Here is a 14,989-nt window from a genome sequence, read left to right on the forward strand (position 1 = left end):
GCCGGTAGAGACAGAGGAAAACCTATTGTCTCTACCGGCTTTTTTCCGTTAAGCCTGCATATCTTCCCGGAACACGAGCCTATGTATGGCCCAGGCAACTCCGTCTTCTGAGTTGGATTTTGTATGGTATTTTGCAGCATCCCGGATGCATGGCATGGCATTTTCCATAGCAACGGTCCAGCCAAATTCTGGTGTAAACATGGATAGATCATTATCGCTGTCTCCCAGGACCATTACATCCTTTAGGGAAATGCCCTTGCTCTCTGCATAAGCTTTCAGGGCCGGCCCTTTCTGGGCGGCCTGGTTGGTCAGCTCTATGTTGTTAGGAAAGGAGGAGGCAGCAGCCAGATCCGGATAGCCCGCAAAAATATCCTTTAGTTTTGCAACCTTTTCCACAGGAAGCGCGTTGCTGCATATTTTAAATACCGTGACATCATCGGGCAGATCTTTAAGAGAAGAAAGAAATGTAGTTGTTTCCATCCGTTTTTGCACCGCTTCTTCAATCTCCTGGGAAATGACGTCAGAGGACCCCGGCTTACCGCTTAAAAAGGAGTACAATTCCTTAAGTCTCCGGCCTTCCGTGGCATTGGTATACCGCCCGTGGGAGGTGAGGATATCCATATCTGCCTGCTGTGAATTAAGGATCCGTTCAATATCCACCAGATTCTGGGAGGAAAGAGGGATCTCATTGAGAGTTTCGCCATCCTGACTGTATACGGCAGCTCCGCTTAAGCAGATGTAGCTGCATGAGATATCACAGGTCTCCATAGCTGTTCTGGCATCTTCATAATCACGTCCGCTGCAGATTAAAAATTCTATTCCGGCGCTTTTAAGCCTGCGGATTGCATCTGCATTGGCTTTAGAAATTTTGGTCTGAGGGTCTAAAAGGGTGCCGTCCATATCGGAGGCGATCAGTCGGATGCTCATGTCAGGTAATCTCCTTTTTCTGTTAATATATTCGTATGCTTATACTAAGCTTATCTTATATTCACCGGTTCGTCAATGGAGAGGGGCCGGATAGACCTCTTTTCATCAGATTGCATATCCAGACAATGGTTTTTACTTTTCTTTTTTACAAACCCCACATATCTGATTCTCCCATACTGGATTTTCCGCCGGCTTCAGGCAGCTTATTTCCTGTGCTTGGCATCTGCCTCCGTTTGGCGGCGCCTGTTTTTTCCGGCCATACCGGACTTACAGGAAGGATTTCATAAGCTGTTTTTCAGGCTTTTGCCGGCAGCGCAGTTTCTTGAATACAATAATTTGCACAATTCTTTATAGAGGAAAAAAATAATAAATCTAAATAGTATCTATTTAAATCAAAAAATCTTATCTTATTTTATATATTTTGCACTTAAAAAAACGAATTTTAGAAGAAAACCCATTGACAACTTGGCAGCCAAGTGATATTCTAATGCCAACAACTTGGCTGCCAAGTTAAAAACAATTAAAATACAGCATCAGGAGGAGAAGATGGAAAAGGTAAAGATGATGCATATCGGGATTTCCAAAGGCGATGTGGGGCGGTATATTTTTCTGCCGGGAAGTCCGGAGCGGGCGGAAAAGATCGCTTCATATTTTGATCACCCAAAGGAAATTGCATACAATCGTGAGTTCAGGACCTTTGTAGGAGAATTGGACGGTATAAGGGTGGCTGTTACCAGCACGGGTATCGGAGGACCTTCCGCCGCAATAGCCATGGAAGAGCTTACCCAATGTGGCGGGGATACCATGCTGCGTGTCGGTTCTGGGGCTTCCACCTCACCAAAGGTGAAGACAGGAGATATTGTAATTCCCAACGGAGCCATAAGAATGGAAGGCGTGGGGAACCATTACCTGCCGGTGGAATTTCCTGCTGTTCCGGATTTTTTCATGATCAAAGAGCTGGAGGAAGCTTCTAAAAGACTGAACATGCCATACAATGTGGGAGTTACCATTACAAAGGCCTCCTTTTACAGTCAGACACAGCCAGAGAAAAAACCGGTAAAGGATGAGCTCCTTCATAAGTGGAGCGCATACGAGGCAGGCGGAGCCACCTCTACCAGCATGGAATGCTCCACCTTGTTTCTGGTTGCGGCCAGCTTAGGTATCCGGGCGGCCTCTGTTTTGGTAAGTGCCACCGATTATAAAAATACTTCGCAAGAGGACAGGGTACCCCTTACGGAATTGGAGAACCGGGTGATCCTGGTTGGTATAGAGGCGATGAGAGCTATCATAAAAAAAGATTTGGAGGGGTGAATGGTATGATGGACTTCAACAGGCTGCCGCTTTTAGGAGAGGACATATCAGAGAATCTGGTGATGCCAAACTATGTAAAAATTTATGATATTATTTTCAATTTGATCGTAGAAGGCGTTATCAAAGCAGGAGATGTTGTTCCCAGTGAAAATAAGCTGGCTGATTACTGGAAGGTCAGCCGCGGCACAGTCAGAATGGCCATGAGAAAGCTGGAAGAGGATGGGTACATAAATAAAACCCAGGGAAAACAGGCAGTGGTTGCAACACATGCACTGCAATACAAGGATGGTTTCCAGTGGCTGTTTAATCCTTGCATTGAAAATTGTGTGGATGCTATTGATGAAATCAGGATATCAGTCCAGTACCAGCCCTGCGGCGTTTACGTCGCCCATGAACTGGGATATAAAAAGCCGGGAGATTTAATGGTTTTTACCAGCACGGATTATTTTTCCAATGGACGCCACATGGCAAATACAGTCACCATCTTTGATGCGGAACATATTGAAAAATTCCAGTTAGATATGAAGGATACGGAAAAAATGAAGGAATTCAGCACCTATGGACTGTACCGGCTGGCAAAGCGGGCTAAGACTGTATTCAATGTTTTAAATGCAGATGCGGATTCTTATATTACAGGCGTTAATAAAAATGAACCGGTCATCATCGTGGAAGAAATCCTGGTGGATGAGGGGGACAGGCAGCTTAGCTATGCCAAGCACCAGCTTTTGGGAAGTAAATACCGTTTTTCGATGGAGCGCAAGTCCCATTTGTAATTAAAAGAGAAACACCGGCGAAAGGATCACGGACGGTACAAGAAACTCTTTTAAAAATAAGCAAAAAAGCAGTTCAGCAACGGAAAGGAGAAAGGGAATGAAAAAAACGTTAAGTCTGATTATGGCAGGAGTACTTGTCTGTACCATGCTCACCGCATGCGGCAAGACAAATGACAGTGCCAAAAGTACTGATGGAGCACTGGAGCAAACAAAAGGAGCGGATACCGCTGATGGAGAGAAGACATCAGCAAAGCCGTTAAAGGCAGTGTATCTGGTAAATGGAAACTTAGGGGACAAAGGCTTTTATGACTCTGCCGCCAGCGGTCTTTATCGAATGAGAGATGAACTTGGGGCTGAAATAAAGGTGGTTGAAATGGGCCGTGACGAGACCAGCTATGAAGGACATTTCACCGATGTGTCCGAGCAGGATTGGGATGTAGTCATCGCTGGCACCTGGTCGGTGAAGGAAGTAGCCCAAAATACAGCCGCACAGTATCCTGATAAAAAATATATTTTCTTTGACAGTGATGTGGACCGGGATGTGGTAACTGAAGGAAATATGATGGGCATTACATACAATTCCAACCAGGGCTCCTTCCTGGCAGGTGTACTGTCTGCCCGGATGCTTGACTCCGGAGATAAAAAAGTCGATGCTTCCCAGAGGACATTAGGCTTTATCGGATCCATGGATGTGGCAAACATCAATGATTTTCTGGTGGGATATCTGGAAGGTGTGAAATACGTAGATCCCACCATCCGGGTAATTCCCTCCTATGTAGGTTCCTTTGAGGATGTCCCAAAGTGTCTGGAAATGACCACCCAGCTATACAATCAGGGGGCCCAGATCGTATATGCACCGGCCTCCCAAAGTATTCTGGGCGCGGCAACCGCAGCCAGCAATGTTGATAAATACCTGATTGCCTGTGACCAGGATTTATATACCCAGTTAAAGGATACTAACCCTGAAATCGCTAAGAACATTCTCACTTCTACCTTAAAAAACGTAGGGGATTCCCTGGTAACGGCAGCCAAGGGCTTAATGGACGGCTCCATGACCTGTGACAAGACATATGCCCTGGGCCTTGACAGCGGCGCCGTAGGCCTGGCTGAAAATGATAACTTTAACACCATCGTTCCTGAGGACATCAAGACGAATCTTGATACGGTAAAGAATAAGATCATCAAGGGTGAAATTACCGTAGGAAGTGCCATGGAGATGACTACGGAAGAAGTCTCCGCCTTACGTGACAGCATGAAATAGGCCTGTTATTATAACCTGGGGCAGCAGCAAACAATATGGTCGACTTGACTTTGCTGCTGCCCTTTCCAGAAGGATTTTTAAGGAGTAAAAGGATGGAAGAGAGAAAAGAAGCATTGCGGGTGGAAAATATCGTTAAGGTTTACTCCAATGGCGTCATGGCGAATAAGGGGATTAATTTTTCAGTTCGTGCCGGAGAGATCCATGCTTTGTCCGGGGAAAACGGGGCAGGTAAATCCACTTTAATGAAAATCATTTTTGGCGAAGAACAGCCGACCTCAGGGGATATCTACGTCAATGGTGTTAAAACCATCATTACTTCCCCCCAATTAGCCATCAGCCTGGGAATCGGAATGGTACACCAGCATTTCATGCTGGTACCATCTCTAACGGTTACAGAAAATGTCATCCTAGGGGTAGAGCCTAAAAAAGGCTTTCTGATCAACCGTAAAAATGCACACAAGCAGGTAGCGGAAATGGCTGAAAAATTCAATATGCAGATTAACCCCAGGGCAAGGATCCAGGAGCTGACCGTGGGTCAAAAGCAAAAGGTAGAGATTCTAAAGGCCCTGTTCCGGGGAGCGAAAATACTCATTCTGGATGAGCCTACTGCAGTATTGACACCTCAGGAAACGACGGAACTGTTTGAGGAGCTGAAAAGACTTAAAAACAACGGTTATACCATAATTTTCATTTCCCATAAGCTGAACGAAGTCAAAGAACTGTGCGACAGGATTTCCATCATACGCCAGGGAAGGTCCATGGGCCTGTATGGTATGAAGGAAGTAACAGAACAGGATATTTCCAACCTTATGGTGGGAAGAGATGTTATTCTGAACATTGAGAAAAATCCGCCTAAGCTGGGGGCTCCCACCATTCACGTAAAGGATTTATGCATAACCGGTGAAAGTGGAAAGACTTATGTAAATAAATTGTCCTTTCTTTTAAGAGAAGGGGAAATCCTTGGGATTGCAGGCGTGGAAGGCAACGGCCAGTCAGAACTGGCGGAAGCATTGACAGGTCTTAGAAAGTATGACTCCGGATGCGTTGAGCTGTGCGGAAAGGAGATTTCCGGCTTAAACATTGGGGAGATCCGGAAGCTTTCTGTTTCCCATATACCGGAGGACCGTATGACGACAGGCGTGGCGCCTGCTCTGTCCATTACGGAGAATGCCCTTTCTGATAAGATTTCCTCCAAACAGTTTTCAAAACATGGGATCATTGGCAAGCGCAGAATTAAGCAATACGGGCTTGATATGGCAAGGGAATATCAGGTACTGTGCAAAAATCCTGATGTCAGGATCGACAGTCTCTCCGGGGGGAATATTCAGAAGGCGGTACTGGCCCGGGAATTGTCAAGTGATCCCAAGATCATCATTGCCAACCAGCCGACCAGGGGCGTAGATGTGGGAGCCACGGAATTCATCCGTAAAAGGCTGATCAAAATGAGAGATAACAAAAAGTCAGTACTGCTCATCAGCTCGGACTTAAATGAAGTACTTGGATTATCCGACAGCATCATGGTCATGCATGAAGGTCAGATTGTGGCTTATTTTCCTGATGCAGGGAAGATCAGTGAGGTGGAGCTGGGCAAATATATGCTAGGTATTGAGAAGCAGTCTGATGAAGAGATAAAGGAGGTTTGTCATGGACAGTAACAAACGAATTCACCTGATTGTGGATATAGCAAAACTGATGATAACTATTCTGGTGTCCTGCGGCCTGGTTACGGCCATTGTATTAGGAACCAGTACTGAACCCATGAATGCTTTTTTCAGCTTTTTTATCGGCCCTTTTACTTCCTTCCGCCGTATCGGGAATATTGTGGAGGCCGCTGCCCCCTTAATGTTTACGGCCCTGGCCGTTATCCTGATCTTTGGAGCCGGACAGTTTTCCATGATCGCAGAAGGCGCTTTTTTTATCGGTACTCTTGGCGCAATGATGGTTGCAACCTCGGTTCCACTTCCTACAGGAATCCATTCAGCAGTGGCTTTGCTGGTAGCGGCAGCCATGGGCGCGGCCGCAGCCTTGATTCCGGCCCTGTTAAAGATGAAATGGCAGGTATCAGAAGTAGTAACCTCCCTGATGCTAAACTATATTATTCAGTTTTTTGCCATTTATATGGTTAGCTATTATTTCCGTGAAATAAGCAGCTCAAGCCTTGCTTCCATTGCATTTCTGGACACCTCCCTGCTGCCGGTGATCATAGGCGGGACCAGGATCCATGGGGGGATCCTATTGGGGATTGTTCTCTGCCTGTTCACTTATTTCCTGCTTTTCCATACCACCTTTGGAATGAAGCTGAGGATCGTGGGAAATAATCCGAGGTTTGCGAATTATTCAGGAATAAAAGTCACCCAAATCATGGTGGTCTCTCAGGTGATTGCAGGAGCTTTGGCAGGAGCAGGCGGCGGTGCGGAACTTTTGGGCATGTATAACCGCTTCAAATGGACCTCAAGCCCGGGATACGGCTGGACTGGCATTGCCGTGGCTCTGCTTGCCAGAAATAATCCACTTCTGGTACCCCTGGCAGCACTTTTTATGGGATATCTTAACGTGGGGGCAAACATTATGGCAAGAAACAGCGATGTCAGCAGCGAGGTGGTAAAAATCATCCAGGGTGTCATGATACTTATGATTGCAGCCGAAGCTTTGCTAAAAAAATGGAAGCAGAGAATGATTGTGGAGGCTGCAAAGGCGGAAACGGGTATGAAGGGGGCGGCAAAATGATTGAGTATTCCTTTATGGTGGATTTTCTTTTTATGTGGATCCGTGTGGCAACTCCTATTTTACTCACCTCCCTGGGTGCAGTGATCTGCGAAAGAACAGGTGTGGTTAATCTTGGATTAGATGGAATCATGCTCATTTCGGCCCTGTTCGGGGTTCTGGGAAGTGCTTGGGGTGGAAGCCTGTTTTGGGGGCTTGTAGCAGGCATCGGAGCGGCTTTGATTGTAAGCGGGGTTTTCGCATATTTCCATCTGATGTTAAAGGCAAATGCCGTTTTATGCGGAACAGCGGTCAACACCATTGCCGGAGGACTTACGGTCTTCGTTCTCCAGCTTGCAACAGGGGAAAAAGGCTCCAGTTCATCCTTAAAAAGCTTCAGCTTTCCTGCAGTCAGGATTCCCATTATTAAGGACATTCCTGTGCTGGGAGATATATTATCCGGCCACAATGTGATCACCTATTTTGCCTTTCTCATGGTGCTTGTCATCTCGGTCTTTTTATACCGTACTCCCATGGGACTTCGGATGAGAGCCGTAGGGGAAAATCCCAGTGCAGCTTCCAGTGTTGGGCAGAATGTTGTTAAGATCCGGTTTCTTGCTATTTTATTATGTGGAGTGATGGCAGGAATGGGAGGAATGTATTTGTCTATGGGTTATTTATCCATGTTTACCAGGGATATGGTGGCCGGACGGGGCTTTATCGCACTTGCGGCCTGTGCTATGGGACATGCGAATCCTATGGGAGCCTTAATTTCCTCTATGGTCTTTTCTTTCTTTGACGGGCTTTCCAATATCCTGCAGCTTTTACAGATCCCGTCTGAGTTTGTTCAGATGCTGCCTTATGGGGCAACCATTTTCGGTCTGACCATCTATTCTGTTCAAAAGCAGCGGCAGAAAATTAAAAAGTATAAGGAGATAACCCCAAATGCCATTAAATAAAGATGAAAAAACCATTGGAAAAAGACAGTACCACATTCATTTAAGCCCGGGAGACATTGGCGATTACGTTCTTCTTCCAGGCGATCCAGCCCGTTCAGACAGGGTGGCAAAATATCTGGAAGATGCCAGGCTGGTGGCTGATAACCGGGAACACCGCACCTTTACAGGATCTTATAAAGGAGTAAAGGTTTCCGTCACCTCAACGGGAATGGGCTGTCCGTCGGCAGCCATTGCAGCAGAAGAGCTGATTAATATCGGTGCTAAATGCCTTATCCGGATCGGCAGCAGCGCAGCACTTCAAGAGGGAATCAAAATCGGTGACTTAATGATTTCCACCGCTTCTATGAAAAACGAAGGAACGTCAAGGTTTTACGTGCCGGACTGTTTCCCTGCGGTACCGGATTTTGATCTGACAAGAGTGCTGATCGATACGGCAAAGGATATGAAGGATGAGATTTCAGGCAGCCTCTATTATGGAATCAATGCCAGTGATGATGCGTTTTACGGAGAAACCCAGGAGTGGATCGAGAAATTATCCAAGCTTGGCTGCCTGAACGTTGAGATGGAAAGCTCCGCCCTGTATACGGTATGCCACCGCCGGAAGGTGAGGGGGGCCATGATCAGTGCCGTATCCGGTAATATTGTCACAGGTGATGTGATCTATGAAATGGAAAACAGAGGACTGGCAGCCGGCTGGGATGATGAGATCCGGGTGGTGCTGGAGGCTATCTACCGTTTTGAGAAAGAGAAATTTTAAAAGTGGTAACGCCCTGGGGGCATCCCTGTATGCCCCCAAAGTATGACAGAATAAAAGAAGTAAAAAAGGAGACAGGAGATGCAGGAAAAAAAGATGATGCATTTAAGCATTACCAAGGATCAGATAGGCGAATATGTATTCTTGCCGGGAAGCGTAGAACGGGCGGCCAAAATAGCGGCTTATTTTGACAATCCGGTGAAAATAGCCCATCACAGGGAATACCTTACTTATACGGGAACCCTGGCAGGCGTTCCCGTTTCTGTTACAAGTACTGGGATCGGGGGACCTTCTTCTGCCATTGCGGTGGAAGAATTGTTTGAATGCGGTGCTCATACCATGATGAGAATAGGTTCCTGTGCATCCACATCCCCAAAGGTCAAGGTTGGGGATGTGATAATTCCTAACGGAGCGGTAAGGATGGAGGGAACCGGGCTTCATTATCTGCCTGAAGAATTCCCGGCAATACCGGATTATGAGATGTTGAAGGAACTGGAAGCAGCGGCAAGAAAATTAAATATTCCTTATAATATTGGAATTACAATTTCAAAGGATTCCTTTTATACAGAGGTTTCCCCTGAGACAAAGCCGGTGTATCAAGAACTGAAAAGCAAATGGGAGGCTTACGAAAAAGGCGGAGCCACCAATTCCAGCATGGAGTGTGCCACCTTGTTCCTGGTAGCGGCCTCTCTGGGCATCAGAATGTCTTCCGTTATGATCAGTGCGACTAATTACAAGAGCTATACCAATGACCATAAGGACTATCCAAGAGAATGGGAGGACCGGGCCATCCAGGTAGGAATCGAAGCAATGACACAGATCATTAAGACGGATAGGAAAAAACGTTCCTACGGCGCATAAACGGCCTGTTAGAACCTGTTGAAATAGACGGAACAAATATTAAATGGTTTTATGAGCCAGTGGAAAGGGAAAAGAATGAATGAAACATATTATTGTGGATTGCGATACGGGCATTGATGATTCAATTGCCATTCTATATGCTTTAAAAAGTAATAAACTTCATGTGGAGGGCTTTACCACTGTGTACGGAAATACCTCTTCCATGCAGGCGGCAGAAAATACACTGCGGCTGATCAAGCTGGCAAAGTGCGGCTATGATATACCGGTCCTTGTAGGTGCAAATGAGAGCATGACCGGAGACGCAGAGCCTTATCCGGTCCATATTCATGGAGACAACGGCATCGGTAACGTGGAATTGCCGGAATCAGAGCAAAAACCATTAAATGAGGATGCAGCGGACTTTATAATAAAGAAGGCAGAGGAATTAAAAGGGGATTTAACCATTGTTGCCCTGGGGAGGCTGACCAATATAGCAGCAGCTTTAGAAAAGGATCCAAGGCTTCCCTATAAAATAAAGCATATGGTTGTCATGGGAGGTGCCTTTCATAAACCGGGCAATATCAGTCCCTATGCGGAAGCAAATATCTACGGTGATGCAAAAGCTTCTGATATAGTATTCCGGGCGGGTTTTCCAATGACAGTGGTCGGTCTTGATGTTACCATGGAGACCTTCCTATCAGCCCGGGATATCACCCTCCTTTGCAAGTACTGCAGGGAAGAAAACCGGGAGGTAGTTCAGTATATACAGTCTGCCCTGGAGTATTATTTCCAGTTCAGCTATGAATCCATGGGATGCCTGGACAACTCCGTTGTTCATGATCCGCTGGCAATGGTGATTGCTGAGGATCCTTCCATTGGGGAATACCGGATGGTAAGGGCTGCCGTGGAATATGAAAATAAAGAGTTCCGGGGCATGATCAAAAGAGATGAAGGCTTTATCCCGGTCTATGATCATGATGAAATCCTTTACTGCATCCGGGTGAATTCTGATCTGGCGGTCAGGAGGCTTCTGTCAGTCTTTTAAGGCTATAAAAAGAAACTTTATGGAGTCACCTCCGCCTGCCCCGAGTCCTTTAGCGGGAAAAAACAGGCCCTGCAGGTGAGAAGAATAAACGGTGCACAGCGAACTGATATCAGCTGTGGGCCGTTCTTTCATTGTGAAACAGATTCATCCAGCCGACGAAGGCTTAGGAGGCTTATACCGAATTTTATTCTACCAGAGGCATATGAAGTAGATTTTAAGTTTCATTTTGGATTTCTTTCAAAATAATGAATGTTGTGGAATGTTCCGGGGTATTTATGGTATAATCATATCCAGATAAAAACAAGACCATTTAAGGAGAAATATGAAACCACATGCATTTGCGGTCTGTGCATATAAGGACTCACCTTATCTTGAAGCCTGCATCCGGTCTCTTCTGAAGCAAAGCGTCCGGTCGGACATCATATTATGCACATCAACGCCCAGTCCTTTTATAGAAAAAATAGCGGACAAGTATCAGATCCCATTGCTTGTCCGGCAAGGAAAAAGCAATATACGGGAAGACTGGAACTTTGCCTATGACATGGCTGAGGCCCGTTTTGTTACCATTGCCCATCAGGATGATCTATACCAGAAGGACTATGTGAAAAAGCTTCTGGAATGTTATAAGAAATATCCGGATATGACGCTGTTTACGGGAGGATATACCGTAATCAGGGGGGACCGCCCGGCTGTATTTGAAAAGGTGGAGTTTATTAAGCGGTTGTTAAGGCTTCCGCTTCGGCTCCGGTCCATCAGCCACCTGTCCTGGGTCAAAAAAAGCGTTCTGCTGTTTGGAAACTCCATTTGCTGTCCTGCATGCGCATATAATAAGGAACAATTAGGAGAGTCGCTTTTCACCTCTCCTTATCGGTTTGCCCTGGATTGGGATACCCTTTATCAGATGTCCGGGCTGCCGGGCCGTTTTATATGCTCAGAAAGGCCCATCCTGTATTACAGGGTCCACGGAGAGGCCACAACCAAGGCCTGTATTGCGGACAACAGCCGTTTTAAGGAGGAAGCTGATATGTTTTCAAAGATGTGGCCGGAACCGGTGGTAAAGGTACTGATGCATTTTTACCGGAAGGCTTATAAGGAGTACGAATAAAATAGAAATTTGGAGGATGAACCAATGAAGGTAGTATTATTAGCGGGAGGCTTTGGTACCAGAATCAGCGAACAGAGCCATTTAAAGCCGAAACCAATGATTGAAATCGGGGAAAAGCCTATTTTGTGGCATATTATGAAGTATTATTCCCAGTATGGCTTTCATGATTTTGTCATTTGCCTTGGATATAAGCAGTATGTAGTAAAGGAATTTTTTGCAGATTATTTTCTTCATACATCCGATGTGACCTTTGATCTTGCCAATAATGAGATGGAGGTACATAACAATTATTCGGAACCATGGAAGGTGACTCTGGTGGATACGGGGTTAAATACCATGACCGGCGGCCGTATAAAGCGCATTCAGCCTTATATCGGCGATGAGCCCTTTATGATGACCTATGGAGACGGAGTCTGTGATGTGGATTTAAAGGCTTTGCTGAAATTCCATCAGAGCCATGGTAAGACCGCTACCATGACCACCGTGAATATCGCTCAGCTAAAGGGCGTTCTGGATATTGATGATGGGGATGTGGTCCGTTCCTTCCGGGAAAAGGATGAGGCAGACAACAGCCTGATCAACGGAGGCTTTATGGTACTGAATCCGGAGATCTTTTCCTATTTAAAGGATGATTCCACCGTATTTGAAAAGGAACCGTTGCAGAGCCTGGCAGCAAAGGGGCAGCTAATGAGCTTCCATCACAATGGTTTTTGGCAGTGTATGGATACCCAGCGGGAAATGAAGAAGCTGGAAGACTTGTGGCAGTCCGGACAGGCGCCATGGAAGATTTGGGAGAAATGACATGACAAGTTGGGCTAGTATACAATGGAGCGGATTTTGTGATTTTTATAAAGGGAAAAAGGTTCTGGTTACAGGGCATACAGGCTTTAAAGGGACCTGGCTCAGCCATCTCCTTGTTAAGGCCGGGGCATCGGTAACGGGATATTCCCTCACCCCTTCCACTGACCCGAACTTATTTGAAGCGGCAGGGGGGGCCGGGAATGTTAATTCCATCATCGGAGATGTCCGGGATTTGGAGCATTTAAAAAGGGTATTTTCCCAGGAGGAGCCGGAAATCGTGTTCCACCTGGCAGCCCAGCCCATCGTACGGGACTCGTATAAGGATCCTGTTTCCACTTATGAGACCAATGTCATGGGAACGGTCAACGTGCTGGAAGGGATACGGCTTACCCCTTCTGTCAGATCCTTTTTAAATGTAACAACGGATAAGGTATATGAAAACAGGGAATGGGAGTACGGATACCGGGAAACAGACCCGCTGGATGGATATGATCCCTATTCCAACAGCAAATCCTGTTCCGAGCTGGTGACTCACAGCTATGCAAAATCCTTTTTTTCCGACGGACGTGTGGCTGTTTCCACCTCCCGGGCTGGTAACGTAATCGGAGGAGGAGATTTTGCCAATGACAGGATCATACCCGACTGCATCCGGGCAGCGGCAGCAGGACAGGATATTATCGTCAGAAATCCCCATTCAACAAGGCCGTATCAGCATGTACTGGAACCATTGGCAATTTACATGACCATTGCCATGAAGCAGTATGAAGAGCTGCGGTTCCAGGGATATTACAACGTAGGTCCTGATGATAAGGATTGTGTGACCACCGGAGTGCTGGCAGACTTATTCTGTGAGACCTGGGGCCAGGGAATACGGTGGCTGGACAAGTTTGAAGGCGGCCCTCATGAGGCCAATTTCTTAAAGCTGGACTGTTCCAAAATCAAAAAGGTATTTGGCTGGTGTCCCAGGTATGGGGTAAAGGAAGCGGTGGAAAAGACCGTGGAATGGACCAAGGCCTATTTGGAAGGGGCAGATATGGCTGCATTTATGGACCTCCAGATAGAAGACTTTTTTAAATAATAAAAGCATGAGAGGAAGCCCCGCCCATGGGAATCCCTCTATGCACAAAACATGGTCAGAAAAGAGGTAAAATAGAATGTTTGAGAATAAAACAGAAAAAGAGGCGCGGGAGAAGATCCTTTCCCTGGTGGAGGAGTACTGCAGCACCTATCACAATCAGAAAGATCCGTTTAAGGAAGGAGACCGAATCCCTTATGCTTCCCGTGTGTACGATCATCAGGAGATGGTGAACCTGGTGGACAGCTCTCTGGAGTTCTGGCTGACATCCGGGCGGTATACCGATGAATTTGAAAAAAAACTGGCAAAGTATTTAAATGTCAGGTTCTGCTCTCTTGTTAATTCCGGTTCCTCAGCAAATCTTGTGGCATTTATGACCCTTACATCCCCGCTTTTAAAAGAGCGTCAGATTAAGCGCGGCGATGAAGTGATTACGGTAGCGGCCGGATTCCCCACTACGGTAACCCCTATGATCCAGTATGGAGCCGTTCCCGTATTTGTGGATGTTACGATTCCGCAGTATAACATTCAAGCAGATATGCTTGAGGCTGCACGTTCAGAAAAGACCAAAGCAGTCATGATTGCCCACACCCTGGGAAATCCCTTTGATCTTTCTGCCGTTAAAGCATTTTGTGACAAACATCATTTATGGCTTGTGGAGGATAACTGCGATGCCCTTGGCACAACCTATACCATTGATGGAGAAGAGCGTTTTTCCGGCACCATCGGTGATATCGGGACCTCCAGCTTTTATCCGCCCCACCATATGACCATGGGAGAGGGAGGCGCGGTATATACGGACAACCCTCTGTTAAATAAAATTATCCGTTCTTTCCGGGACTGGGGCAGGGACTGTGTCTGCCCATCCGGACGTGATAACTTATGCGGACACCGGTTTGACCGGCAATACGGAGAGCTTCCTGTGGGCTATGACCATAAATATGTGTATTCCCATTTCGGCTACAATTTGAAAGCAACGGACATGCAGGCTGCGATCGGCTGTGCCCAGCTTGACAAGTTCCCCTCCTTTGTGGCACGGAGACGTCATAATTTTGACCGCCTATATAAGGGACTTGAGGAGGCATCTGATAAACTTATCCTGCCGGAACCATGTCCGGGCTCCAAGCCAAGCTGGTTCGGATTTTTAATAACCTGCAGGGAAGGGATAAGCCGGAATCAGGTGGTGCAGTATGTGGAATCCAAAGGAATCCAGACAAGGATGCTGTTTGCCGGAAATTTAACAAAGCACCCCTGTTTTGATCAGATGCGAACGTCTGGAGAAGGATACCGGATCGTTGGAGCGCTGACTAACACCGACCGGATCATGAAGGACACCTTCTGGGTTGGATTATATCCGGGAATGACTGATGAAATGATCGATTTTATGGCAAAAACCATGAAAGAGGCAGTAAGCCTGTAGAAGATCAGTGGGCAG

14 protein-coding genes are annotated in these 14,989 nt (G+C 46.5%); 13 read left to right on the forward strand and 1 reads right to left on the reverse strand.

The genetic code is table 11. The annotated features are described in order from the left end of the window. Positions 1-48 precede the first annotated feature (48 nt). On the reverse strand, positions 49-927 hold the full coding sequence (locus CLOSA_RS02505; RefSeq protein WP_013271218.1) for a Cof-type HAD-IIB family hydrolase: 879 nt from the start codon (positions 925-927) through the stop codon (positions 49-51). Positions 928-1,473: 546 nt separating this feature from the next. On the opposite strand from CLOSA_RS02505, the gene CLOSA_RS02510 reads away from it, so the two are divergent. From CLOSA_RS02510 to rfbH, 13 genes are all read left to right on the forward strand, one after another. Then, on the forward strand, positions 1,474-2,238 hold the full coding sequence (locus CLOSA_RS02510) for a nucleoside phosphorylase (RefSeq protein ID WP_013271219.1): 765 nt from the start codon (positions 1,474-1,476) through the stop codon (positions 2,236-2,238). A gap of 5 nt (positions 2,239-2,243) precedes the next feature. Continuing rightward, a complete protein-coding gene (locus CLOSA_RS21605) occupies positions 2,244-3,011 on the forward strand; it encodes a GntR family transcriptional regulator (protein WP_013271220.1) in 768 nt (255 codons plus the stop codon). A 97-nt stretch (positions 3,012-3,108) separates the two neighbouring features. Continuing rightward, positions 3,109-4,272, forward strand: coding sequence for a BMP family ABC transporter substrate-binding protein (locus tag CLOSA_RS02520; RefSeq protein ID WP_013271221.1), 1,164 nt, complete (start codon positions 3,109-3,111; stop codon positions 4,270-4,272). Between the two features lie 92 nt (positions 4,273-4,364). Beyond that, positions 4,365-5,927 carry an ABC transporter ATP-binding protein gene (locus CLOSA_RS02525; protein WP_013271222.1) on the forward strand — a complete coding sequence of 521 codons (1,563 nt, stop codon included), beginning with the start codon at positions 4,365-4,367 and terminating at the stop codon, positions 5,925-5,927. Further along, positions 5,917-6,999 carry an ABC transporter permease gene (locus CLOSA_RS02530; RefSeq protein WP_013271223.1) on the forward strand — a complete coding sequence of 361 codons (1,083 nt, stop codon included), beginning with the start codon at positions 5,917-5,919 and terminating at the stop codon, positions 6,997-6,999. Before CLOSA_RS02525 ends, CLOSA_RS02530 begins: the two co-directional genes overlap by 11 nt. Further along, a complete protein-coding gene (locus CLOSA_RS02535) occupies positions 6,996-7,934 on the forward strand; it encodes an ABC transporter permease (RefSeq protein WP_013271224.1) in 939 nt (312 codons plus the stop codon). The genes CLOSA_RS02530 and CLOSA_RS02535 overlap by 4 nt, the downstream gene beginning before the upstream one ends. Then, positions 7,921-8,691, forward strand: coding sequence for a nucleoside phosphorylase (locus tag CLOSA_RS02540; protein WP_013271225.1), 771 nt, complete (start codon positions 7,921-7,923; stop codon positions 8,689-8,691). Before CLOSA_RS02535 ends, CLOSA_RS02540 begins: the two co-directional genes overlap by 14 nt. Before the next feature lie 78 nt (positions 8,692-8,769). Further along, positions 8,770-9,549 carry a nucleoside phosphorylase gene (locus CLOSA_RS02545; protein ID WP_013271226.1) on the forward strand — a complete coding sequence of 260 codons (780 nt, stop codon included), beginning with the start codon at positions 8,770-8,772 and terminating at the stop codon, positions 9,547-9,549. A gap of 79 nt (positions 9,550-9,628) precedes the next feature. After that, the gene (locus CLOSA_RS02550; RefSeq protein WP_013271227.1) at positions 9,629-10,573 is read left to right on the forward strand and encodes a nucleoside hydrolase; all 945 of its coding nucleotides are present in this window, start codon (positions 9,629-9,631) and stop codon (positions 10,571-10,573) included. Positions 10,574-10,895: 322 nt separating this feature from the next. After that, positions 10,896-11,678: a glycosyltransferase family A protein gene (locus CLOSA_RS02555; protein ID WP_013271228.1), complete on the forward strand. Its 783-nt coding sequence runs from the start codon at positions 10,896-10,898 to the stop codon at positions 11,676-11,678. A 24-nt stretch (positions 11,679-11,702) separates the two neighbouring features. Beyond that, the gene (rfbF, locus tag CLOSA_RS02560) at positions 11,703-12,479 is read left to right on the forward strand and encodes a glucose-1-phosphate cytidylyltransferase (RefSeq protein WP_013271229.1); all 777 of its coding nucleotides are present in this window, start codon (positions 11,703-11,705) and stop codon (positions 12,477-12,479) included. Position 12,480: 1 nt separating this feature from the next. Continuing rightward, positions 12,481-13,557: a CDP-glucose 4,6-dehydratase gene (gene rfbG, locus CLOSA_RS02565; RefSeq protein ID WP_013271230.1), complete on the forward strand. Its 1,077-nt coding sequence runs from the start codon at positions 12,481-12,483 to the stop codon at positions 13,555-13,557. 76 nt (positions 13,558-13,633) lie between these two features. Beyond that, a complete protein-coding gene (gene rfbH, locus CLOSA_RS02570; RefSeq protein WP_013271231.1) occupies positions 13,634-14,974 on the forward strand; it encodes a lipopolysaccharide biosynthesis protein RfbH in 1,341 nt (446 codons plus the stop codon). Positions 14,975-14,989 lie beyond the last annotated feature (15 nt).

This window comes from [Clostridium] saccharolyticum WM1 (assembly GCF_000144625.1).
In the GTDB taxonomy this organism is placed as follows: domain Bacteria; phylum Bacillota; class Clostridia; order Lachnospirales; family Lachnospiraceae; genus Lacrimispora; species Lacrimispora saccharolytica.

Coding starts and splice junctions, on each gene's coding strand:
- CLOSA_RS02505 (WP_013271218.1), bottom strand. CDS start 927: ATGAGCATCCGACTGATCGCCTCCGATATGGACGGCACCCTTTTAGAC.
- CLOSA_RS02510 (WP_013271219.1), top strand. CDS start 1,474: ATGGAAAAGGTAAAGATGATGCATATCGGGATTTCCAAAGGCGATGTG.
- CLOSA_RS21605 (WP_013271220.1), top strand. CDS start 2,244: ATGATGGACTTCAACAGGCTGCCGCTTTTAGGAGAGGACATATCAGAG.
- CLOSA_RS02520 (WP_013271221.1), top strand. CDS start 3,109: ATGAAAAAAACGTTAAGTCTGATTATGGCAGGAGTACTTGTCTGTACC.
- CLOSA_RS02525 (WP_013271222.1), top strand. CDS start 4,365: ATGGAAGAGAGAAAAGAAGCATTGCGGGTGGAAAATATCGTTAAGGTT.
- CLOSA_RS02530 (WP_013271223.1), top strand. CDS start 5,917: ATGGACAGTAACAAACGAATTCACCTGATTGTGGATATAGCAAAACTG.
- CLOSA_RS02535 (WP_013271224.1), top strand. CDS start 6,996: ATGATTGAGTATTCCTTTATGGTGGATTTTCTTTTTATGTGGATCCGT.
- CLOSA_RS02540 (WP_013271225.1), top strand. CDS start 7,921: ATGCCATTAAATAAAGATGAAAAAACCATTGGAAAAAGACAGTACCAC.
- CLOSA_RS02545 (WP_013271226.1), top strand. CDS start 8,770: ATGCAGGAAAAAAAGATGATGCATTTAAGCATTACCAAGGATCAGATA.
- CLOSA_RS02550 (WP_013271227.1), top strand. CDS start 9,629: ATGAAACATATTATTGTGGATTGCGATACGGGCATTGATGATTCAATT.
- CLOSA_RS02555 (WP_013271228.1), top strand. CDS start 10,896: ATGAAACCACATGCATTTGCGGTCTGTGCATATAAGGACTCACCTTAT.
- rfbF (WP_013271229.1), top strand. CDS start 11,703: ATGAAGGTAGTATTATTAGCGGGAGGCTTTGGTACCAGAATCAGCGAA.
- rfbG (WP_013271230.1), top strand. CDS start 12,481: ATGACAAGTTGGGCTAGTATACAATGGAGCGGATTTTGTGATTTTTAT.
- rfbH (WP_013271231.1), top strand. CDS start 13,634: ATGTTTGAGAATAAAACAGAAAAAGAGGCGCGGGAGAAGATCCTTTCC.